The following is a 23074-nucleotide window of genomic DNA, read 5'->3' as shown; positions in this document are numbered from 1 at the left end:
TTTGTTGAAGGTGGCCCACTTGAATCTTTCTATTTGGCCTAATTGATATAAATAAGGAAATTTCCATTCAATTATGAATCCATAGATAGAATAATGAAGTCATGCTATAATCTAGTACGTTACAATAGCCAATCCATACTTATATAGAGAAAAAGGAAGTGTCGTTTTGAATATATCTACATTAAAACAGGAGTGGTTTTGCAACGTTCGCGGAGACGTACTTTCCGGAATCGTCGTTGCCCTGGCCTTAATTCCTGAGGCAATAGCTTTCTCCATCATTGCCGGGGTCGACCCGATGGTGGGATTGTATGCTTCCTTCTGCATCGCCATCGTCATCTCCTTTGTTGGTGGAAGACCAGGCATGATTTCAGCGGCGACCGGGGCGATGGCACTCGTGATGGTTGACCTTGTAAAGGATCATGGCTTGAACTATTTACTTGCCGCAACCATATTAACTGGGATCCTTCAAATTCTACTGGGCGTCTTTAAGATTGGGAAGCTCATGAAGTTTATACCGAAGCCGGTTATGACTGGCTTTGTGAATTCTTTGGCCATTATGATCTTCATGGCCCAGCTCACTCATTTCAAAGGGGAAACGTGGGTCATGTATGTCATGACAGCTGGTTCACTCGCCATCATCTACCTATTCCCACGGATAACCAAGGTCGTTCCTTCCCCGCTGGTCGCAATCATCTTCATGACCATCGTGGCCGTTGCAACAGGGGCTACTGTACGGACCGTAGGCGACATGGGGCAATTAAGCGAGGCTCTTCCCATGTTCTTGATTCCGGATATCCCTTTATCATTCGAGACATTGACCATCATTTTTCCTTATTCCATTGCCCTAGCGTTTGTCGGATTGCTTGAATCCTTACTAACGGCTCAAATCGTTGACGAAATGACCGATACGGATAGCAATAAAAACCGGGAGGCCAAAGGTCAGGGAATAGCGAACATCGTGGCCGGTTTCTTCGGCGGGATGGCCGGATGTGCAATGATTGGACAATCCGGTATCAACATCAAATCCGGGGGACGAGGTCGGCTGTCCACTTTCGTCGCCGGGGCCTTTTTGTTAATCTTGATCGTGTTATTGAATGATGTCCTCATTAAAATTCCGATGGCCGCCCTTGTTGCGGTCATGATCATGGTTTCCATCGGGACGTTTGATTGGTCCTCCTTGAAGAGGCTCCGTATCACGCCTAAAACCGAGGCGATAGTCATGATCGTAACGGTTATCGTTGTTCTTTATACGCATGATTTATCCAAAGGCGTATTCGCCGGGGTACTCTTGAGTATGATTTTCTTCTCGGCTAAAATTTCAAAAGTGTCTGTCGAGAAAACAGCGGACAACCAGGATCGGCAAATCACTTATCGAATAAAAGGCCAGGTGTTTTTTGCATCGGTCCAAGACTTCATTTCGAAGTTTGATACGAAGGAAAAAGCAGATTCCATCATCATTGATTTTTCCAATTCGAAAATATGGGATGCCTCGGCTGTAGGCGCCGTCGAGAAAGTCATCTTAAAATACAGAGTACAGGGGAAAACGGTTCAAGTGCTCGGACTTGATCAGGAAAGTTCTCAGCTGCTAAAGAACCTCGCCTCATATGAAAAGTAAAAGGATGCATGGCTTCCCTGCATAAATTCTTGCTGAACCGCCAAACTAGAGTGAATGATACTCTGGATTGGAGGGAAAATCATGTCATCCGAACAGGATTATACTGCTGCAGATTTATCACCTGACCTTCTCAATGAGTTAAAACTCTTTGAAGGCAAAATACGTGAGGAATCAAACAAAGAGCTTATCGTGATTGCGTATGAAAAAGAGAAAGAAGCGTTGAATTGAAAAAAGGACTCGAAGACACTTTCAAAGTGGCATCGGGTCCTTTTTTTATTACTTAGCGAAGATATCTGTTAAAACTGGTACAATTTGTTTTTTACGTGATACGACGCCTTCCAATACAGCAATGTTCTTATTCAATGTTACGTTATACGCTTTCTCCACTGCATCCGCTGATGCTCCTAGAGCCAAGGCAACGGAATCATTCGTTAAGATATCCGTTACGACGAATAAGAATAAATCCAATTCTTTCGCGGCAATAACTGCATGAATCGCTGCTTCAATTTCTGATTGCTTTGCAAGCACTTCATTCGGGTCAACAGCATTCACTTGAGCAATCTCAACTTTTGCCGTTCCCATTGAAAATTCTTTTGCATCAAGTGTGATGAGCTGATCGATGGTTTTGTCACTCAAGTCAGCACCCGCTTTTAGCATCTCCAAGCCATATGTTTCAGCATTCACGCCGGCAATTTCCGCTAATTCCATAGCAGCTGCGACGTCTTGCTCTGTGCAAGTAGGCGATTTGAATAATAAAGAGTCGGAAATGATGGCTGAAAGCATAAGTCCTGCAATGGCTTTAGGCACTTCAATTCCGTTTTCTTTATAAATCTTATTTAAAATAGTAGCCGTGCAGCCAACTGGTTCTGCCCGGTAATATAAAGGATCACTTGTTTCGAAATTAGCGATACGATGATGGTCGATGACTTCCAATACGCGTACCTGGTCGATGTCTTCGGCACTTTGCTGGCGTTCGTTGTGATCGACTAAAATCACGCCATCCGCTTCCCCAGCCACTTTTTCAACAAGGCGGGGTGCTTCGAATTTAAATTGGTCCAACGCATATTGTGTTTCGCCATTCACTTCACCAAGACGAACAGGTTCAGCTTGGATGCCCAGCTGTTTTTTTAGGTCAGCATAAGCGATTGCTGAACAGATAGTGTCGGTATCCGGATTCTTATGTCCAAAAACTAATATTTTTTCCACGATTTTTTCTCCTTTTTCCTAAATGATTTGGCAGGGATTTTTCTTTTCATAATCAGAATCCCTAGTTTTGCTATGCAATTTATTTTAACACAAAAACCCTGACATTCCGCGATGGAATTTTGTATTCCTCCCTATATTCTTTCATCATCCTCTTCCTTTATCCGACCTTGTCAATAGATATGAATCAGTTTTTCACAAATATATATGTTGAATTATCAGCATGGATGGCTTACGATAATATAAGCATACATACTAGATATTGACTTTTATAACAACATAAATAACTATATATAGAATTATTAACCAAGGTGCCAGAGATGGCTGAAAAGGGAATCCGGTGTGAACCCGGAACTGTCCCCGCAACTGTAAATGTGACGAAATGAGAAAACCACTGTATAGCTCTCTATACGGGAAGGACTCAAAGTAGGATGATCATGAGTCAGGAGACCTGCCTGGTTTTTTCAAGTTTCTTATTCTTCGGGGATTGAGATGATGAAACGATAGTGTAATGGCTATTTTTTCATGGCTCTTTTATCCTATCGTTTGATCCGCTCAATTTATTGGGCGGTTTTTTTTTATTCGCGTACATTTAAGAGGAGGAACATTTATGACTCAAACATATAACCCTACCATAAAAGATGACACAGAAACAAATTCAATCCAGCTGGACATGTTATCCAAGGATTTCGAAGGCCGTCTTGATATGGAAAAGTTCAAAAAGCGTTTTACTAAATGGCTCGATCGAAATGGTGATGCTTCAGAAGAACAAACATCGAAAAAGTTGATCCAGCTTGCACTTGAAAGTGTCGATATCGATGCCCCGGACTGGACATTCGTCGCCGCAAGGGAACTATTGAATACCATGTATCGTGATGCCCAAAAGAACCGGGGCTATGAAGGCCGGAACTATGGACCTTTCTATGAATTGATTCAAGAACTCTCTCAGCAGCATGAAGGCCAACGTTACCCTGTTTATAAAGCAGAGCTTCTCGACTCCTACACAAAAACGGAAATCGAAGAATTGGGTTCGGTCATCGATCCGGAAAAAGATAAACTATTTTCATATATCGGAATCTATCTTTTGAATGATCGCTACTTGGCCCGTCCAAAAAAAGACAAGGTCTATGAACTTCCCCAGGAGCGCTTCATGATCATTGCCATGGAAATCATGAGACTGGAAAAAACGGAACACCGACTGCAGCTTGTTAAAGAAGCCTACTGGGCAATGTCGAACCTATATATGACGGTAGCGACCCCTACCCTCTCAAATGCCGGAAAGACACACGGGCAATTGAGCTCATGCTTCATCGATGCAATCGAGGATTCCATCGACGGAATTTATCAATCAAACTATGATGCCGCAAAAGTTTCCAAGTTCGGGGGCGGCGTTGGTCTATATGTCGGGAAAATCCGTTCGCTTGGTTCTGATATCCGCGGTTTTTCCGGTAACAGTTCAGGCACGACTCCCTGGATTCGCCTCTTTAACCAAACGGCCGTCAGCGTCGATCAATTGGGGCAACGTAAAGGCGCAATCGCCATCTATCTGGATGCGTGGCATAAGGACATCATGAGCTTCCTTGACTTGAAGACGCAAAACGGCGACGACCGCTTAAAGGCGCATGACATCTTCACGGGCGTCTGCATCCCCGATTTATTCATGGAAGCCGTGCGTGACCGGAAAGATTGGTATCTCTTCGACCCGCATACCGTGAAGCAAACCCTTGGGTTCTCCCTCGAAGATTTTTATGACGAGAAAAAAGGGGAAGGCAGTTTCAGGGACCATTACGCCCTTGCTGTAGAGGCGGCGGAGAATGGCATACTTCCAGGCTATAGTTTCGAGAAAATCAAAGCGATGGACATTATGAAAGGTATCATGATTTCACAATTAGAAGAAGGCGTACCCTATATGTTCTACCGGGACGAAGTGAACAGAAAGAACCCGAACAAGCATAAAGGGATGATCTATTGTTCTAACCTTTGTACGGAAATCGCCCAGAACTTAAGCCCTTCAACGATCACCGACGAATATGAAACGGAAGATGGCGATGTCGTCGTAGTTCGCAAAAGCGGGGATTTCGTTGTCTGTAACCTTTCTTCCATCAACCTGCCTCGCGCGGTGAACAGCGATGTATTGGAGAGACTGATCCCGATTCAGATCCGCATGCTCGATAACGTCATTGACGTGAATACCTTACCGGTCAAGCAAGCTTCCATTTCGAATAAACGCTACCGCTCCATCGGCTTAGGAACTTTCGGGTGGCATCATTTACTGGCGACGCAAAATATCTACTGGGAGTCCGATGAAGCCGTTCAGTACGCCGATACCTTATATGAGAAAATCGCTTATTTAACCATTAAAGCATCCAATGAATTGGCCAAGGAAAAAGGAACCTACCCATACTTCGAAGGGTCCGATTGGCAAACGGGGGAGTATTTCGACCTTCGTGACTATAGAGATCCAAAATGGTTGGAATTAAAAGAAGAAGTAAAGCAGTATGGTACACGAAACGGCTATTTAATGGCAATCGCCCCCAATTCATCGACTGCCAAAATCGGTCATTCCACGGATGGCATCGACCCGTTATATGAAATCGAGTTTTATGAAGAAAAGAAAAACTTCAAATTTAAAGTGACAGCGCCTGGATTGACGCCCACTACGTATGAATACTATAAAAAAACGCGCTTCCATTTGGACCAAAAGGAAAGCATCAGGCAAAATGCAGCACGTCAACGTCATATCGACCAAGCCATCAGCTTCAACCTGTATGTACAAAACACGATCAAGGCTAAAGTGTTATTGGACATCCACCTAACAGCATGGGAAAGCGGATTGAAATCGACTTATTATCTTCGTTCCACTTCATCCGAATACGACAATGCCTGTGAGAGCTGCTCCAGTTAACGAGTGGGAATGGAATTTACTTTATTGAAGGAGATTTTACAGATGACAAACCATATCAAGAAAATCAGGATGCTCGAACCAACCCATCCTACCAAGGCAACCGGCGTTTTCAAAGGAGAAGCTTCAGGCTTTCTCCTTTGGAACGACATTCAGTATGAAAAATTCTATGATACCTATACACAGCTCATCAACAATTTTTGGAAGCCATCGAGTGTGAACATGATTCAGGATAAAAAGCAGTGGGGTGAATTGGATGAGGATATCCAGGACGCTTTCCTCGACATCCTCACGATGATTGCCGGGATGGACAGCCTGCAGACACCGACTTTAGTGGAAATCCTTCGATACATCAAGGATCCGGCAGCAAAGGCGATCCTCGCCAACATGGCCCAGCAGGAATCCATTCATAATGAATCGTATTCTTACATCCTTGCTTCCTTGATTCCTGTCGGCAAGCAAAAACAGCTTTTTAACCGGATCAAAGAACACCCGGAAGTGATCAAGCGGAACCAACCGATCGTGGATGCCTACCAAACATTCGTGGACGATCCTAGCCCTCAGCACTTATTCGAGGCGCTCATCCATTCCACGAACCTTGAAGGGATCTATTTTTACCTGGCTTTCGCCTTCTACTACAATCTGGGCCGTCAAAACCTGATGACCGGTTCGGCAACGATGATTTCCTATATTCATCGCGATGAAATGGTCCATTTCGATTTCATTGGCATGCTTATACAAATTTTAATGTATGAATATCCGGAACTGAATAATGAAGACAATACGAAGTTCATCTATACGACGATTGAAAAGGCCGTCGAGCTTGAAAAGGAATGGTCCGAATATATGCTTGAGGATATCCAAACGAAAGCAGATCTCGATTTGGAAGAGTTCAACGAGTATATCGAATATATCGCCAACAAACGATTACGCATGCTTGGACTTGAAAACTTGTATCAAGAGTATAGTGAGAACCCGATGCCCTGGATCAAAACGTTCGACGATGAATCCATCGGGCTGACTAAGACCGACTTCTTCGAGCAAAAATCAAGGACCTATAGCCAAGTAAATGCAAGCAACGGGTTCGATGAGCTTTAAAACCGCCATCGTCCATCATTCGGCAGGAGGCAATACAAAGGCGCTTGCTGAAGTCCTTGCATCCCTTTTGCCCGAAGCAGAGCTATTTCGGGTTCTTGAATTTGATATACGTACAGTGCATGAGTATGATTCGTTGATTGTCGGTACTTATACTTGGGGAAATGGCGAGCTTCCTGCCAGAATGTCCGCCTTCTATTCGGAGCTAGAGCAAATGCCGATTTCACACCTGAAAACAGGAGTCTTCGGAACGGGTGAAACCAATTACAATCATTTTTGCGGAGCCGTCGACCAATTTCGTGACATGCTATTTGCCAAGAGCCAATTGGTCGCTACATTGAAAATCGAACAAATGTATCAAGAAGCGGACCTACCCAGGATAAAAAAGTTCGCCTCTCTATTTACAAACTAACAAACTCCCAAGCTTGTAAATACAAAATAAAAAGACCCCAAATTGGGGTCTTTATTAACATTCAATTATTTTTGAACGTTAGCAGCTTGTGGTCCACGAGCGCCTTGCTCGATTTCGAAAGAAACTTCTTGGCCTTCTTCAAGTGTTTTGAAACCTTCACCTTGAATAGCTGAGAAATGTACGAATACGTCGTCTTGTCCTTCAACTTCGATGAAACCGAAACCTTTTTCTGCGTTGAACCATTTTACTTTACCTTGTACCATGTTAGTTCCTCCTGTGTTTGGAAAAAATCCATTTTTATACTATTTTTGGTTCTGGATAATGTCTCAAGAGGAACCCTAAAACGGTAAATCCTTCTATCAAACAACTTATTCCGAACAAAAATAATTACCCATATTATATCATGGGTAATTAACTGAAAACAATATTAATGGGAGTAATTTTGCCGACAAATTATCCTAAAATTCTACATTTTTCTTTTTTTACTTTGACGGAATCCTTCATCCAATAGGTAGCGCTCCGCTTCGATCGGACTTTCGAAACACTCCTCTAAGTTCGGTCCTGAGTATACGTTCCAAAGCTGATCTTCTCTAACAAGCGAAAGCTCCTGCTTTTCACGGCCAATCCAAGTTCCCTCCAACCTAGCGAACTCATCGTCCGCCTCCTCTTCTTGCATAACAGGAGGTTCGGATAAATAGGATAGGGCAGTTTTGATCAATGCTTTTAATTCCTCTTCGGAATAGTCACGTATATTGATGAATCCTTTGCGGTCTGTTTCCTTCTTTTTCAAATGCCCTGCGTATACGAAGCCATTGCCATTCGGATGCAGGTGCTGTACGACAATTTTCTTCTCCTGAACACTGCCGGGAAAATGGAAATTGACGCGTCCTAGTGAAACATCTTTCCGTTCTAATTCCGGGAAAGTTTCAATGATACTTAATTTTTCTTCAAATGTTAACAAATTTCTTCCTCATTTCATTAGTTCATCTTGTTTGTCGATTATAACACAAGAAACCATCATTCTGTTTACCTACTTCTATTATAATGGATTATAAGGAGATGATTTACGCATGATGATGAATATTCCAGAATTACGCTCCATCCATGGACAACAACTGTTTTCCCTTCAAAAAAAAGCCTATGCAGTGGAAGCGGAATTGGTTGGGTTTGACGAAATACCTCCATTGGTAGAAACGTTTGACCAATTCTTACGCTGCAAAGAAGCATTTATCGGTTTTTTTGTTGACGATACGGTTGCCGGGGCCATTTCCTATAAAAGTGAAAATGGACTGATAGAGATTTGCCGATTGGTCGTACACCCAGATCATTTCCGAAAAGGCATTGCACAGGCCCTTCTTACCCACCTACAACTGACGATTCCATGGAAGAAGCTATCCGTTTCGACCGGTACCTTGAACATGCCTGCACGTAAACTGTATGAAAAAAATGGCTTTATACATAAGAAAGACGTAGAAGTCGCACCTCAATTTTTCATTAGTTTATACGAAAAATAATCATTTTATGTACGTCACGATGAAAAGCATAATGAAAGAGATGGCGATGATCACACCGACCCATAGCCAAGCTAGAGTCATATTCCCTGAATCCATGGCTATATATATCGCGGTCGGTATCGTCTGGGTCTGTCCCGGGATGTTACCAGCAAACATGAGTGTCGCCCCAAATTCCCCCAAGGCTCGTGCTGAACTCAATATCGCTCCGGTCAGGATGGATTTGCCGGCTAATGGAAGGGATACATACCAGAATAACTTCCATTCACCCGCTCCATCCACTCTCGCGGCATTTTCTATTTCTTCATCTATGCCCTCAAAACCCGTTTTGGCCGATTGGTACATAAGCGGGAAGGCTACAACGGTAGAAGCAATAACCGCCGCCCACCAGGTGAACATGATTGGTTGGCTAAACACCTTCTCGATGACTTGACCTAGCGTTCCGTTTTTACCGAAAAACACGATCAGTAAAAACCCGACGACGGAAGGCGGCAATACAAGGGGCAGCAAAAACACGGTTTCCAGGATGACCCTTCCTCTGAAGCGCTTTTTGGCCATGATGCGGGCAAGCATGATTCCTATAATAAAGACGAGGATTCCCGAGATTCCGGCTATCTGAACGGACAGTCTGACAGGTGACCAAAAGTCCGCGGTCATGATCCTTGCCCCACAGTCGACATCATCAATGAAGGAAAACGCAACAGTTGCTCTTCTAAGAAATAGTTTTCCTTAGCTAAAAACGGCTCAGCCACCCTCATCCTATTCCCCGGATTTCCTTCAGATGCAGGCACTCCCGATATTTTAAACATCCACATTCGAATTCTCCCTTTTCCAAAAAAACTTTTAAGTTTATTTTTCTTGACATATTGCTGACACATACAAACGTTAAAGTAAGAGTATAACAAATACAAAATAATTTTAACCCATAAACCGAAAAAGCAAAAACCCAAAAAAAACCTATAAAAAATATGAAACCTTAAGGGAGTCGATTTTAATGGTTACAATTTATACTACACCAAGCAGTTTAGCATGTCGTAAGGCAAAAGCTTGGCTTCAAAAAAATGAAATTTCCTACAATGAACGGAACTTATATTCTCAACCTTTATCTATAGAAGAAATCAAAGCGATTTTACGTAAAACGGAAGGCGGTACAGATGAAATCATCTCAACCCGTTCCAAAAAATTCAAAAGCTTGAATATCGATATAAATAATACCCCACTTAACGACCTTTGTACGCTCATTCAAGCAAATCCAGATTTATTACGTCGCCCGATCATTTTTGATCATAAGAATTTGCATGCTGGCTATAATGAAGAAGAAATGGGCCGCTTCCTTCCAAGAAAAGTCCGTCACATTCAATTGTGGCGTGCCATCAGCCAACTCGCCTAATCAACTATACCTGACAAAAGGGTTGTCCACTAGAAATGGACAACCCTTTTTTTGTTATACCCGCGCTGATTTCTCTACTGTAATGGTAAAAATCGTCCCTTGTTCATTGCTTTCTTTCAACACGAGGTCTCCCTTTTGTGCTTTAGCAAGCATCTTGCTGAAGGGAAGGCCCAATCCTAATCCACGCACTTTCAGTTTTTTGTTTTCGCCCCGATAAAAGGGTTCGAACACATACTGTTGTTCATGTTGCGGAATGCCGCGTCCACTATCCTTCACGTCGATTCCTATTCGGGAATCTTCCAGATCATAGAGACCTATCTCGATTTGACCATTGCCATCCAGGGAATGCTTCGCATTGTTCAACAGATTTATGATAATTTGCTGCATCCGCAGTGAATCAATCTGCCCATGAATCGGTTCATCGGGAACCTGCACATTCAGGGTGAAGTTCTGATCCTCCTGGGTAATCTGCCAACGATAAGCGATCTCCTGAATGAATGTATTTAGATTTTCTCTTTCCAATCGAATTTTAAAGGCACCGGCCGACATTGCATTATAATCCAGCAAATCCTCGATCATCACCTGTAGGCGTTGAGTTTCCTTCAAGGATATATCAAGAAATTCCTTACTTTGCTCGCCAGTAACCACGTCATCCCTTACCGCTTGAATCAACCCGCTAATGGATGTGACCGGTGTTTTCAGGTCATGGGTGACACCAGCAAGCAATTCGGCCCGTAATTTCTCCATGAGTTTCAACCGGTTTGTCATTTCCTTGAAGGATTCCACGAGTTCGTATATCTCTTCTTCGCGTATCTCCTCTTCTTCTTTAAAATGGATATCATAGTTGCCTTCCCGCACTTGGACAGCAGCGTTAGCCACATCTTGGATGGGTCTCGATATCTTTCTTGAAAGAAAATAAATGACGCCCGTCCCAAGGCATAGCAAACCTCCTATCAGGAATGCAAGCAAACCGTGATCCTGGTTGACTTCCTTTAATGCCCCTTCTTCCTGGGCAATGACGACCCACCCCTTTGTCTCGCCTTCAAATGTGATCGGCGACTTGACGACAAATACCTTGTTTTCGGAAATCTTGACCTTCTGGATCAATTCCTGACTATCCATGATGGCGTGAGGAAGCTTACTATTATCTTCATTAAGATATAATTGAGGCATCGTATAGATGATACTGCCATCAGGGTCAACGATATAGATGATCGGTTGCTTATTGAGCTGAAGGATTTTTTCCCTTTCTTCCACGATTTCGGAAAGGATGGGACCGACGACAATTTGGCCATTCTCCTTCATTGCCCGGTCGGACGTTTCATCCGCTAAATACTTAAGCAGGCTCAGCCTATATTCCAGGGCCGTTTTTTCCATCCACCATAAGGAAAAGACAGATAATAGCAATAAGCCCGAAATCAACGTCAATACATATCTTTTTGTCCAATAGAGCTGCAAGGTAGTCCGTTTCCTAGTTTTCATAGACACTCAATTGATACCCCAATCCACGCAACGTTTTAATTTCCCCTTCAGATGATGGCCAGGCATCGAGGGCTTTCCTGATTCGTTTGATGGCCAAATCCACGGCACGGTCACTTCCGTCATAGTCTATGCCCCACACCTGATCGAGGAGTTGCTCTCTCGTGAAAATATGATTGGGGTGCTTCGCGAAAAAAATGAGCAATGACAAGTCACGGGGCGTCAAGCTGATTTCCTCCCCTTTTAAGTGCACCGCATAGGCCTTGTTATCAATGGACAAGCTGCCAAATTGATGTACATGTTTTTCTTCGACGACAGGTGTCGAGCTCCTCCTTAAAACGGCATGCACCCGGGCCATCACTTCTTCCGCCACAAAGGGCTTGGAAATATAATCATCCGCTCCCGACTTAAAGCCGGATAGGCGGTAATCCACATCATTCAATGCCGTCAGCATGATCACGGGACACATATCCTTCTCCCTGATTTCTTTCAAGATGTCCCAGCCCTCTTTACCAGGCAGCATCACATCAAGTAGAACCAGATCAGGGTTCGTTTCTTCGAAGGTCGGAATAGCCTTGAGTCCATCGAAAACTTGTACGACTTCCATCCCTTCACGCTGTAAATATGCTTTCAACACCATCGAAATGGCAATTTCATCTTCAACGACTAGAATTTTTTTCATAAAGGAATTCCTCCTTCTTAAATTATAGTTGAATCATATTGCATTATCCAACCTAACTGTGCATCAGTCTTTTATCCCCCATCATATCCCCTTAATGTGTCAGGAATATGTTCATCTAATCATTCCTCGACATTTTTGGACACTTCTCGGTTTCATCCGAAATACGACACATCAAAAAAGCCGGCTTCATCGATGAGCCGGCCTTGTTTCAATTACATGTCTCATGCGGGTTCGGGCACCCCACATCCTGTTTTTCCACTTGGATCGTGCTATGTTCAATCCCATGTCGGTCATGAAGCAGTTTTTGGGCAACAGCAAGGGTTGAATCGTGGTCTCCACCAGCATCAATGACGACATGACAGCTTAACGAGAGAAATCCGGAGGTAATCGTCCAGATATGGAGGTCATGGACATCCGATACATGCGGCAATTCCTTCAAATTCTCTTTCACTTCTTCCATGTCGATTCGTTCTGGTGTGCCTTCCATTAGAATATGGAAAGAATCGCGCACCACTCTATACCCACTTATAACTATTAGAATTGCGACAATCATACTCGCGATGGGGTCCGCCATTCCCCAATCGAAAAAGTAAATCAATAGTGCTGCCACAATGGCGCCCACTGAACCGAGCATATCGCCGATTACATGTAAAAAAGCACTCCGTACATTCAGGTTCTCTTCTTTATCGCCACTCATTAGAATCCATGCGGCAATGATATTCACAAACAAGCCAATGATTGAAATCATTAGCATTCCCAAACTTTGAACCTCAGGCGGATCTACAAACCTCCGAATCGCCTCTACGAAAATGAATACCGAGATTACGATTAACGTCAAACCATTTAAACAAGCGGCAATGATTTCGAAACGCTTGTATCCAAAGGAATTGGATTGGGTCGCCTTTCGCTCGCCTAGCCTAATCGCTGCATAACTGAGCCCCAAAGCCGCTGCATCGCTCAGCATATGCCCTGCATCCGATAGCAAGGCCAGACTATTCGTCATGAACCCTCCAATCACTTCGATTACCATGAATGTCGAGATCAGCACAAACGACGCCAGCAGAGCTTTTTTATTATCTGAATGATGATGGTGGTGTCCGTGGTCATGGGAGTGACCCTCATGATGTCCCATGATTTCCCCTCCTCTCGTATCTATAACCTTATATATAGTATGGGATAATTTCAGAATGGTTTCAAATGATTGACTTACCCATTTAAAGCGTAAAAGGTACGGGAGGGCAAAAATAAACACTGCAGGCGATGTCCTACAGTGTCCTAACAAGCTATCCTTCATTTTGCATGGTATCATCGACGATAGCACGCAGGTCCTTATTGAATAATTCATCATTGCAGACGAGGCTATGTTGCTGCTCTGCATTTTCGGGATCTTGAAGATGACGGTTCTGTTCCGAATCCTTCATGGGACTCTCCTCCTCGAATATGTAACAGTTTGACTTTTATCATATCCTCAGGAAGATGTTTTATGCTTGGATCTATATCATCTGATTTCCATGAAAGGCACGTATAATGAATTCATGCTCCGGGACCTGTAACTTTTTGTAGGACGAAAGAAAGGCAGCATTATCATACGACGCATTTCCCAGATGAACCTGAATGCCGTTGTCCTCGATGGTAACCACGGCATACCGTGCAATTGGTTCACTATTGCACCCAAGCGATCCGGGATTCAGGAAAATCGTTTGGTCGTTTTGAAAGTGATGAAGAGGATGATGATGCCCAAATCCTATCAAATCTTCTGACCGATTTCTAAAAAGGGCCTCCAAGTTAGCTAAATTGGGTTCAACGATCTTGCTGAAGGGATTTTCACTGATGTGTGCATTCCTCTTTTCCTTTTCCATATGATAATGGGTGAAGAAAAGAGTGCGGTCATGAACCGGAACCTCCAGGGTGCGAGGCAGTTTTTCCAGGAGCGGCACGAATAGTGGGTCCATCCTTTTCGCAATCCATTCATGGTGCTCTTTAACATGGACATGTCCCGTTGGATGTTCCTCCCCTTTAACAATGGCCAATACGGCTTCATCATGATTTCCACTGATCATCGTTAGGTCATCTCTCGAAAATAACAAATCCAAGACGTCATTGGTATCGGGTCCTATTGCGATCATATCCCCCAAACAATAGATTCGCTCCACTTCATTTCTATCATCAATTTCCTTAAGAACGGCTTTCAATGCCGAAGCATTGCCATGTATATCTGTCATAATCGCAACTTTCACGGAGAAGACCAGCCCCCTTCTATATATGTGGTATATTATAACATCTTTAAAATCCAGGAAAAATTATTCGGGCTCATCTCCCCCTGTCTACCCACGCCCATTTTTAATGAATAAGCAAACACTTCGGCCTAGAATACATAGTATGGAGTATTCCCAGTAAAGATGTTTTGCTAGGTATGTAAATCATAAATGTTATGAGGAGGAAGTTAAATGGGTGGTTATAATAATAATGGATGTAACAATGGATGCAATGATGGGTGCGGTGGCGGAGGTTTCGATAACGGCTTTGCCTTATTGATCGTATTGTTCATCTTACTAGTCATCATTGGTTGTAGCTGGGGCTTCGGCGGCGGCGGAGGTTATGGCGGCGGAGGTTACGGCGGATGCTGCTAACAAACTAAATAAAACAAGGCGCCTATACCAGGCGCCTTCTTTGTTATTGATTCGTTTTTCTTTTCTTTGCTTTGAAGAACAGCCAAATGACGATCAGGACGATTGGGATGAGCAAGAAATTCGCGTATTGCGCGAAAATCGCTCCAGCTTGCTCCCATTGCGGCCCTAACTTATATCCTAGATATACATAAATCGTGGTCACGGGAAGCATCGCCAAGTATGTATAAAGCATGAATTTCCAGATATTCATTTTCAAAATACCACAAGGTAATGAAATGGCCGTACGGATTCCGGGAACAAATCTTCCGAAAAAGGCAATTCCCGCTCCATACTTATCGAAGAAGTACTCAGCCTTGTTCAGCTGTTCCTCTTTCACCAAGAAGTACTTCCCAAACTTCATTACTAGCGGCCTTCCCCCATACTTTCCTAGGGCGTAAAGTGTCAATGGACCCGTTACCCCACCAATTGAACCAGCCAGTATCGTCAAGACTAAATTCCATTCACCTTGATATACCCAATAGCCGGCAAGCGGCAGAACGACTTCAGCTGGGATGAATTCAAATGTTAACGCAAGCAACACCCCGAAATAAGATAAAGATTTAAACGCTTCGATCATATCCATGATCAAAGATTCCATAGAGGTTTCCCCCTTTCTGACAATTACATATAAAAAAGGATGCCCCCGCTGTTCACGGGCACCCTTTGTTTGCTAAAAGGACAGTTACCGGTATCTATCGTGTGGATTTTATACCTATTACACATTTTTTCATACCGTAATCCTATAACAACGGTTCATAAAGAGTCAACGTTTTATTACCGGGATATTTTTCTAGTACCGTTGGAGGATAGTCTCTTCCCTGCATTCATCGCTACTTATACCTATACTAGTCTACACTATATAGATTTTTCATTTCACCCTTTCCGCAAAAACAACGAAAGAAGGCGATCCAAATATAGGAGAATCACCTTCTTTCCACTTCATATAATATTGTAATATTAGATGTGCAATTCGATTTCCCTACTATTTTAGCCACGTTACCCGCGCCTGTTTCCTGATTTCGCCCTTATCATAGACTAGCTTTCCCTTGTTGAAGGTGGCGGTTATTTGACAGGGGAAGGTGTGGCCCATATAGACACTTTGCTTATGCTTGGCATAAAAATTGTCCCTACTGACTGTATAGTTTTGACTCAGGGAAATAACAGCAAGATCCGCATCCATTCCTTCCTTGATTTGTCCCTTCCTTGAAGAAAGTCCAAATCGCTCAGCAGGTGCTGCCGCTATCCAATCAGCCACTTTCGGTAAAGGAATATCGTATGTAATGGCCAGTTCGATCATCGATAGTAAGGAAAACTGCCCGCCACTTATTCCACCCCATGCCTCGAACAGGTTATGCACCGCAGGATCCTTCATTTCATAAGGACTTGGGGAGTGATCTGATGAAATCATGTCAAACCTTCCTTCTATTAATAAAGCAATTAACTTTTCCTGTTCGTCCCTCTCACGAAGTGGAGGTGCGCATTTTGCTACCGACCCTTTCTCGATGAGTGTAGCTTGATTGAATAGTAGATAGTGAGGACAGGTTTCGACCGTTACATCCAGGCCACGTCGCTTGGCCCGTTCTATCTTTTCTATCGCCAATGCACTGCTGATGTGGACAAAATGCAGTCGGCATCCTGTCAATTCTGCATATGTAATGGCTCGTTCGACTGCCTCTGCTTCTGCTAATACGGGACGAGTCGCCGCATAGTCGTCAGCGCTGTATAATCCTTGCTCCTCTTTCACTTGCTTCAACCAGCGAGTAATTGAATCACTTTCGGCATGCAGTGCCAAGATCTTATCCAACTTGGCGATTTCCCGCATACCATGAAGCAGAGTTAAATCATCCGCCCGTTCAAACTCATCATTGCCCGTCGCAGAAAGAAAGGCCTTAAAACCAATGACCCCTGATTTAGCTAGCCCTTCCAATTCATCTATATTTCCGGGTACCAAACCACCCCATAAACCAAAATCGACAACCGACTTCGCTTCACCGATTTTCGCCTTCTCAAGAAGCGCCAGTTGATCAATCGTGGAAGGGATCCCATTCAATGGCATGTCAAAATAGGTCGTGCATCCGCCTGCTGCCATCATCTGCGAACCGGTTTCAAACCCTTCCCAATGGGCACGTCCCGGCTCACTGAAATGGACATGAACATCAATCATTCCAGGAAAAACATAGTGTTCCGATGCTTCATATTCTTCGAGCCCTTTATCATCGATCAGATTGCCAATCTCGGCAATCCTGCCGTCCCGGATGGCAACATCGGCTTTTTTCACTTCTTCAGGCACTACCACGTAGCCATTACGGATAATGAGTTCGTATGTGGACATCTTGTTCACTCCTTCAAATCGTTTGGCAAAAGATACAGAAAGTCACCTTCCCGTTATGATTTCACTCCGATCCGTTTTCCCGATTCCCCTACGTATATGTCGAGTGCAGCCTGCAAAGCTCCCCCCCGATTCACCTCGAACCCTTGGCGTAAAAGGACCGCTTCCAAAGAAGCCAGCACAAAGAGAATATTCTCTTTCCGACAACTGAATCCCATTGTTCCAATTCTCCAAATCTTCCCGTGAAGGGGACCGAACGAGGATGCGATTTCGATACTAAATTCATTCAATAGCATCGACCGGACTTGCTCTCCATCCACCCCTTCTGGAATTTCAACACAAGTTACGCATGGTAATTTATTTTTCCCATCCCCAAATAACGTAAGCCCCATCGCCTTGATGCCAGCAACAAGTGCGGACTCATGATGCCTATGGCGGGCAAATCGCTGTTCCAATCCTTCTTCGAGCACAAGGCGTAGTCCTTCACGTAATGCATAAATCATCGAAGTTGCTTCTGTATGATGGTTCAAACGACGTGGTCCCCAATAATCCTGCAGCATGCCCAAATCGAAATAATTGGAGGGAATGGGACGATGGCTAGAAATACGTTGACGATCTTCTTCTGTTTCAATCCCCCGTTCCACCTTTTTACGGGACTGAATGATCTTTTCAATTCTTTCATTATATGTGATTGGCGCCATACCCGAAGGAACGGACAGGCATTTTTGCGTACCGCCTATCAACCCATCAATATACCATTCATCCACCTTTACCTCCGTTCCTCCAATCGACGCAACCGCATCGACCACAAGCAAAACATCTTGCTCCCGACAGGCCTTACCGATTTCCGCTAACGGCTGCATGCATCCTGTGGACGTTTCCCCGTGAACAATTGCCGTTATTTTCGGGGATATTTTCTTGATTTCCGCAATGACATCCGCTGGATCAAAAACCTCCCCCCACGGACATTCGATCGTATGCACTTCCGCACCATATCGCTCACAAATTTCAACCAGCAAATGACCGAACCGCCCAAAAATGGGAACCAGGACCTTATCGCCAGGCTCAATAATGCTGCATAGTATCGCTTCATTTCCGGATCGGGATGTCCCGTCGATTGGAAAAGCCCAGTGATTGTTCGTCTGGAATACGAGACGAAGCATTTCCATTACTTCATTCATAATATTCGTAAAGGCAGGATCAAACTGCCCTAAAATCGGAGTGCTCATCGCCCGTAAAACCCGGGGGTCCACCTCCACTGGCCCTGGAGTCATGATGGTCCTGACCGGTGTGCATAATTCTTTATATGCCATTTCATCTTCCCCCTTTAATAGGCTAATTTATATAATAGGTCGCTTAACACATCGATTCCTTTTTCTAAGTCCTGAATGTTCGTAAATTCTCCCGGCGAATGGCTGATTCCATCCCGACTTGGAACGAAGAGCAAGCATGTCGGACAAATCGAACCAAACACCTGTGCATCATGCCCCGCACCACTAATGATATCTTGATAAGGAATCTTATGGTTTTCGGTAATTTCCCGAACCAAGGAATTCATCTCTGTACTTAATTCAACCGGCACGACATCCATCCACTGTGCAACTTCCAACTGTATCTCGTTACCATCAGCATGAGATTGGAAGGTAGAGAAAATCTCCCGACAAAACGAATCAAGGACATCTTCTTGGTGATGCCTGATATCTAAACTAAATGCCACTTCACCAGCCACGACGTTCGGAACGTTTGGAAACACATCCACTTTACCGACCGTCGCCACTAAATGAGGGTCCATTTCCTTGGCCTTACTCGTTAAAAAAGAAATGTATTCCGAAGCTGCACTGACTGCATCCCTTCGATCATGCATCGGAGTGGTGCCTGCATGATTACTTTCACCAAGAACCCTAATCGTATAGCGACGCTGCCCAACAATATGACTGACGACCCCGATCGTCTTTTGATTTTTTTCCAAGATACTTCCCTGTTCAATATGAATCTCGACGAATCCCTCAATATCATCACGGACTGGCGTTATATATGTATCAGGGTCAAAACCTGCTTCCTTCATGGCTCTCAAAAATGGATACCCCTCTGAATCCATCAGCCCTTTCACTTGGTCCAGACCATACACCCCTTGGACATTCCTCGATCCCCAGAATGTCAAGGGGAAACGGCTCCCTTCTTCTTCACAAAAGGAAACGACTTCGATCGTTTTCCGGGGAGGCCCATAGGTTTGATGCAACCTTTGTACCGCTAGAAAACTAGCGATGACCCCAAATGCACCATCATACTTCCCTCCTTCGACAACGGTATCAATATGCGACCCCGTCAGGATTGTTTTACTTCCGGGATTCGTCCCTTCCAATCTTCCAAACAAGTTACCTACGCTATCAAAATGCGTCTGTAAACCCACTTTTTCCATTTCCATTTTCAATGCTCGCTGGGCCTGCACCCATGCCTTGGAATATAATAACCGAGTTACTCCCTGCTTTTTCGTTAACCCGAAAGAAGCCAACCATTCAATCATAGAAGCAACATTATCTTTTTCATAAAGAGATTCCTTGATTTGGATGGCCATCACGTTTACCTCCTCTTATTCAGCCCTACTGTATGTTATGAATCTTCGCAAAATTATGTTATATAGATTATTTTACTTGCTTACATGATGAACTTCATTGACAATTCTGTTAGAAATCAAAGATATTTTTGTACACCATCACTAAACAACAAACTTATTTGGTAGAAAAAAAGCGAGAGCATCCACAAGGACACCCTCACACATCAACTTGTATAATTTGAGCCTAACCCCAGTTCCCTCAATAGTTGACGGTAGGCAATCGAAGTCTTATCCGCCGCGATATGGGCTTCCGCCTGAAGATCGAGCGGTAACTCCTCCGGCTTTTGGTTTTCGACCATTTCCTTATCTTCATTAAATATCTGTAAATTGAATTCGTAAGTGTCTTCAAGAGGTGCATCTAAATCAAAATTTCGCGCCATCGGGGAAAACATCCTTGTTTTCCTAGCCGAGACTGGACTAGCGCAATTCAGGATAAATAATTTCCCACCTTCCGGAAAATGGACCGTCAACCTCGCCGCTAATGGAGGATAAATGTCAAACACGCGTAGCCACTCAAAATTCGGCGGTTCCAAATGTTTCAGGTCTTTTCCGTAATTGCTGACCGAACTTCTATACTCGACATGTAAGCCGTATTCCGTTTTACCCACTTTATAACTTGGCACAACGGGGTTATCACGATCAGCGAAGCTTTCTGAGTGAACCCAGGCAAAATGAGATACATCCAAAAACCCTTCCATCTGTCTTCCTGCAGAACCAGCAATGTCGATGAACGGAGGCAGAATATTCAGGTATGCCTGATCGTCCCATGCCGGCAATGGCGGGATATCCTCAATATCACTTGCTATCGAAGTCCAGACCAATCCATAACGTTCTACCGTCGGATAGATGGTAATGCAAAGACGAGGAGATATTTTCGCATTAGGGTGTGCGGGAATTCCCGTGCAGTTCCCCTCTGGCCCGTATCTAAATCCATGATAAGGACAAACGATATTGTCTTCTTCCACCCACCCCATGCTTAGCGGAACCCCCCGGTGCAGACAAAGATCCCTAGCCACAATGATTTTTCCGCTCGCACGGTAAAGCACAAGATGGACATCCAGCAATTTAATGCCGAGGGGCTTTTCCTTCACTTCCTCGACCGCCGCCACCGGAAACCAATACTGCGTCAATACATCCCAATCCTCTTTACTGAACGTGCATTCTTTTGGATAGGGTGTCACTCTTTTTTTCTTCTTCGTAGCAACATTGGTTTCCTTCATTCCTTCATCTCCCCTTTTTTCATTCATAGCTTTTTATAAATAGTACCAATATTCAGACATTATGTCACCACCAATGTTATAAAACCTTACATTAAAATATAATTTTGGCTATCTCAACAAAATAAAATGGAAAATTTGTAAGGATTGTCAAAGGAATTGTATGATATGATAGAAAAAAAACTGACATCATGAAGGCGATAAGGAGATAGTCCACAGCACGTTCTATAGGAAAAGACTATTACACTCGCGCACCCCTAGATAATCAAAATCTTAATGAATGAGGTGTGTTTAGATGAAGGTAGCCGAACTTTTACATTTGCCGTTTTTACCCGGCATGCACGTTATCGCTGGAGAATTAGGTTTGGATGGGGAAGTACAAACGGTCAACATGATGGATGCCCCGGATATCATCCATTTTCTAAAACCTAATGAATTTCTCGTAACGACCGCGTACCACCTGAAGGACCAGCCACTCTTATTCAAGACTCTCATCGAAGGCATGGCCAAACAAGGTTGTGCCGCACTCGGCATCAAGACTCGACGGTACTTGAAGGAAGTACCTGAGGAGATACTTCAACTTGCCAACGAACTCTCTCTTCCTATAATCGATCTTCCCGCAGACTTGTCTCTCGGTGAAATCACCAATCTCATACTCCGGCAAATTCTCGATCAACGCGCCAATGAATTAACGCACGCGATGGAGACACATAAACAATTCACCAATCTCATTATGCGTGGAAAAGGAATTCAGAAATTACTTGATCATTTATCCAATATGATTGAATTTCCCATCACATTGGTTGATCAATACCTTAAACCGATGATTCATCCATATCGCACCTCTTCGGTTTTTTCAATAATCAAAAAAATGATCAGTGAAGGATACAATTTTCAACTAACCAAGTCTCCTTTTTGCTCATTTTCAGTCCTATCCAATCAGCAAACCTATACTGTTTTCCCCATCTATCTGGATGGAAAAACATTTGGATATTTGACCATTTCAGGAGAAATCAAGTCTAGCGACAATTTGATTACCTTAACAATCGAACAGGCCACAAACGTCATCTCCTTCGCATTAATGAAAGAGCACGCACTCAAACAGCATGATCGAAATATTCGAAACGAGTTCTTCCTCCATGTCCTTGATGGCAGCTTCTCCTCACATGAGGAAATCATAAACCGGGCAAAAGAGTTCTCCTTACATAACGAACAAACATATATATGCGTCGTTGGGAAAATGGACGAAACCCATGAAAGTAAAAACTATACACAGCAACAGGAAAAAGCCGATTCGGTTTATGCATTTTTAGAAGAGGAACTTCTCGACTCAACCCTCCCTATCCACCTCTTTACAAAAGGAAAGAAGTGCATTCTTTTATATGAGGTAAACGAAGATTCAAACCGTTCCCTTCAATATGTAGAATCCTCCTTACATGCCTTGCAAAGAACAGTGAATAAACAATTTGACTGTACCATGTCGTTCGGAGTCAGCCATATGGCCCCGAAATTTCTTCAGATCAAACACGCCTTCAAGGAAGCGAATGACTCCCTCAAGGAAGGCGGTCTATCAAAAAGGGCTGGATATATCCAGACATTCCGGACAAAAGACATCATGGAATTGCTACGAATCATCCCTGAAGAAGACCTAAAGAACTTTAACCACTTCGCCCTACAAGGATTTTCGAAAATAAAGAACGAAGAGCAAGAACCATTATTGCAGACACTATCCGTCTACCTGGAGACCCATTGCCAAATTTCCGAAACAGCCAAGAGATTATTTGTTCATCGGAACACCGTTGTATACAGACTCGAGAAATGCGAGGAACTACTTGGGAAGAGCTTGAAAGACCCTGAAACCACACTGCAAATACGACTTGCCTTAAGGATCAACACCCTGCTAACTACTTAGATTTCATCTTTCCAATTACATCCTTCCATTACAAACACGTTAGG

24 protein-coding genes and 1 riboswitch are annotated in these 23074 nt (G+C 43.7%); of the genes, 9 read left to right on the top strand and 15 right to left on the bottom strand.

The genetic code is table 11. The features are described 5' to 3' along the window. Positions 1-166: 166 nt before the first annotated feature. Complete coding sequence (locus AC503W_RS04465; protein ID WP_494916217.1) at positions 167-1615, top strand: SulP family inorganic anion transporter; 1449 nt, start codon at positions 167-169, stop codon at positions 1613-1615. 81 nt (positions 1616-1696) lie between these two features. Then, positions 1697-1843 carry a hypothetical protein gene (locus AC503W_RS04460; protein WP_402867613.1) on the top strand — a complete coding sequence of 49 codons (147 nt, stop codon included), beginning with the start codon at positions 1697-1699 and terminating at the stop codon, positions 1841-1843. A 48-nt stretch (positions 1844-1891) separates the two neighbouring features. Here AC503W_RS04460 and AC503W_RS04455 read toward each other — a convergent pair whose 3' ends face one another. Beyond that, the gene (locus tag AC503W_RS04455; RefSeq protein WP_402867612.1) at positions 1892-2821 is read right to left on the bottom strand and encodes a manganese-dependent inorganic pyrophosphatase; all 930 of its coding nucleotides are present in this window, start codon (positions 2819-2821) and stop codon (positions 1892-1894) included. 288 nt (positions 2822-3109) lie between these two features. Beyond that, a riboswitch (cobalamin riboswitch) is annotated at positions 3110-3291 on the top strand. A gap of 137 nt (positions 3292-3428) precedes the next feature. Here AC503W_RS04455 and AC503W_RS04450 point away from each other — a divergent pair. From AC503W_RS04450 to AC503W_RS04440, 3 genes are read left to right on the top strand one after another with little or no spacing between them, the layout of a single operon-like run. Continuing rightward, positions 3429-5723, top strand: a complete 2295-nt coding sequence (locus AC503W_RS04450; RefSeq protein ID WP_494916215.1) for a ribonucleoside-diphosphate reductase subunit alpha — start codon at positions 3429-3431, stop codon at positions 5721-5723. Positions 5724-5765: 42 nt separating this feature from the next. Then, positions 5766-6818 (top strand): ribonucleotide-diphosphate reductase subunit beta, encoded by a 1053-nt coding sequence (locus tag AC503W_RS04445; RefSeq protein WP_494916213.1) that lies wholly within the window; start codon positions 5766-5768, stop codon positions 6816-6818. Further along, positions 6790-7227: a flavodoxin domain-containing protein gene (locus AC503W_RS04440; protein ID WP_494916211.1), complete on the top strand. Its 438-nt coding sequence runs from the start codon at positions 6790-6792 to the stop codon at positions 7225-7227. Before AC503W_RS04445 ends, AC503W_RS04440 begins: the two co-directional genes overlap by 29 nt. 65 nt (positions 7228-7292) lie before the next feature. Here the strand turns inward: AC503W_RS04440 and AC503W_RS04435 are convergent, their stop codons facing one another. Then, positions 7293-7490, bottom strand: a complete 198-nt coding sequence (locus AC503W_RS04435) for a cold-shock protein (RefSeq protein WP_028393295.1) — start codon at positions 7488-7490, stop codon at positions 7293-7295. Between the two features lie 203 nt (positions 7491-7693). Beyond that, on the bottom strand, positions 7694-8188 hold the full coding sequence (locus AC503W_RS04430) for a hypothetical protein (protein WP_402867609.1): 495 nt from the start codon (positions 8186-8188) through the stop codon (positions 7694-7696). 109 nt (positions 8189-8297) lie between these two features. On the opposite strand from AC503W_RS04430, the gene AC503W_RS04425 reads away from it, so the two are divergent. After that, positions 8298-8741, top strand: coding sequence for a GNAT family N-acetyltransferase (locus tag AC503W_RS04425; RefSeq protein WP_407407825.1), 444 nt, complete (start codon positions 8298-8300; stop codon positions 8739-8741). Here the strand turns inward: AC503W_RS04425 and modB are convergent, their stop codons facing one another. Next, positions 8742-9395 carry a molybdate ABC transporter permease subunit gene (modB, locus tag AC503W_RS04420; protein ID WP_402867607.1) on the bottom strand — a complete coding sequence of 218 codons (654 nt, stop codon included), beginning with the start codon at positions 9393-9395 and terminating at the stop codon, positions 8742-8744. Beyond that, positions 9392-9553: a hypothetical protein gene (locus tag AC503W_RS04415; RefSeq protein WP_402867606.1), complete on the bottom strand. Its 162-nt coding sequence runs from the start codon at positions 9551-9553 to the stop codon at positions 9392-9394. Before AC503W_RS04415 ends, modB begins: the two co-directional genes overlap by 4 nt. Before the next feature lie 179 nt (positions 9554-9732). Between AC503W_RS04415 and spx the strand changes: the two genes are divergently transcribed. Continuing rightward, complete coding sequence (gene spx / locus AC503W_RS04410; protein WP_402867605.1) at positions 9733-10128, top strand: transcriptional regulator Spx; 396 nt, start codon at positions 9733-9735, stop codon at positions 10126-10128. Positions 10129-10182: 54 nt separating this feature from the next. Here spx and AC503W_RS04405 read toward each other — a convergent pair whose 3' ends face one another. The 5 genes from AC503W_RS04405 to AC503W_RS04385 all read right to left on the bottom strand — a co-directional run bounded on the left by AC503W_RS04405 (position 10183) and on the right by AC503W_RS04385 (position 14526). Continuing rightward, positions 10183-11610, bottom strand: coding sequence for a HAMP domain-containing sensor histidine kinase (locus AC503W_RS04405; RefSeq protein WP_402868516.1), 1428 nt, complete (start codon positions 11608-11610; stop codon positions 10183-10185). Further along, complete coding sequence (locus tag AC503W_RS04400; protein ID WP_402867604.1) at positions 11600-12289, bottom strand: response regulator transcription factor; 690 nt, start codon at positions 12287-12289, stop codon at positions 11600-11602. Before AC503W_RS04400 ends, AC503W_RS04405 begins: the two co-directional genes overlap by 11 nt. 208 nt (positions 12290-12497) lie before the next feature. Next, entirely contained in the window at positions 12498-13421 is a 924-nt protein-coding gene (locus AC503W_RS04395) for a cation diffusion facilitator family transporter (RefSeq protein WP_402867603.1), read from the bottom strand. 151 nt (positions 13422-13572) lie between these two features. After that, on the bottom strand, positions 13573-13710 hold the full coding sequence (locus tag AC503W_RS04390; protein ID WP_402867602.1) for a hypothetical protein: 138 nt from the start codon (positions 13708-13710) through the stop codon (positions 13573-13575). Between the two features lie 72 nt (positions 13711-13782). After that, complete coding sequence (locus AC503W_RS04385) at positions 13783-14526, bottom strand: metallophosphoesterase family protein (RefSeq protein WP_427687994.1); 744 nt, start codon at positions 14524-14526, stop codon at positions 13783-13785. A gap of 210 nt (positions 14527-14736) precedes the next feature. Between AC503W_RS04385 and AC503W_RS04380 the strand changes: the two genes are divergently transcribed. Continuing rightward, the gene (locus AC503W_RS04380; protein ID WP_402955491.1) at positions 14737-14919 is read left to right on the top strand and encodes a YjcZ family sporulation protein; all 183 of its coding nucleotides are present in this window, start codon (positions 14737-14739) and stop codon (positions 14917-14919) included. Positions 14920-14962: 43 nt separating this feature from the next. Here AC503W_RS04380 and AC503W_RS04375 read toward each other — a convergent pair whose 3' ends face one another. The 5 genes from AC503W_RS04375 to AC503W_RS04355 form a co-directional block, all read right to left on the bottom strand. After that, positions 14963-15556, bottom strand: a complete 594-nt coding sequence (locus tag AC503W_RS04375) for a DedA family protein (RefSeq protein ID WP_402955488.1) — start codon at positions 15554-15556, stop codon at positions 14963-14965. Positions 15557-15940: 384 nt separating this feature from the next. Beyond that, positions 15941-17290, bottom strand: coding sequence for an allantoinase (locus tag AC503W_RS04370; protein WP_494916204.1), 1350 nt, complete (start codon positions 17288-17290; stop codon positions 15941-15943). A gap of 53 nt (positions 17291-17343) precedes the next feature. Next, positions 17344-18600, bottom strand: coding sequence for a pyridoxal-phosphate-dependent aminotransferase family protein (locus tag AC503W_RS04365; RefSeq protein WP_494916202.1), 1257 nt, complete (start codon positions 18598-18600; stop codon positions 17344-17346). A 14-nt stretch (positions 18601-18614) separates the two neighbouring features. Beyond that, positions 18615-19862, bottom strand: coding sequence for an allantoate deiminase (gene allC / locus AC503W_RS04360; protein ID WP_494916200.1), 1248 nt, complete (start codon positions 19860-19862; stop codon positions 18615-18617). Between the two features lie 203 nt (positions 19863-20065). After that, complete coding sequence (locus tag AC503W_RS04355; RefSeq protein ID WP_494916199.1) at positions 20066-21121, bottom strand: Rieske 2Fe-2S domain-containing protein; 1056 nt, start codon at positions 21119-21121, stop codon at positions 20066-20068. 292 nt (positions 21122-21413) lie between these two features. Between AC503W_RS04355 and AC503W_RS04350 the strand changes: the two genes are divergently transcribed. Next, entirely contained in the window at positions 21414-23030 is a 1617-nt protein-coding gene (locus tag AC503W_RS04350; RefSeq protein WP_494916197.1) for a PucR family transcriptional regulator, read from the top strand. Positions 23031-23074: the final 44 nt, after the last annotated feature.

This window comes from Peribacillus suis, assembly GCF_059384845.1.
This window is presented reverse-complemented; position numbering and strand designations above follow the sequence as displayed.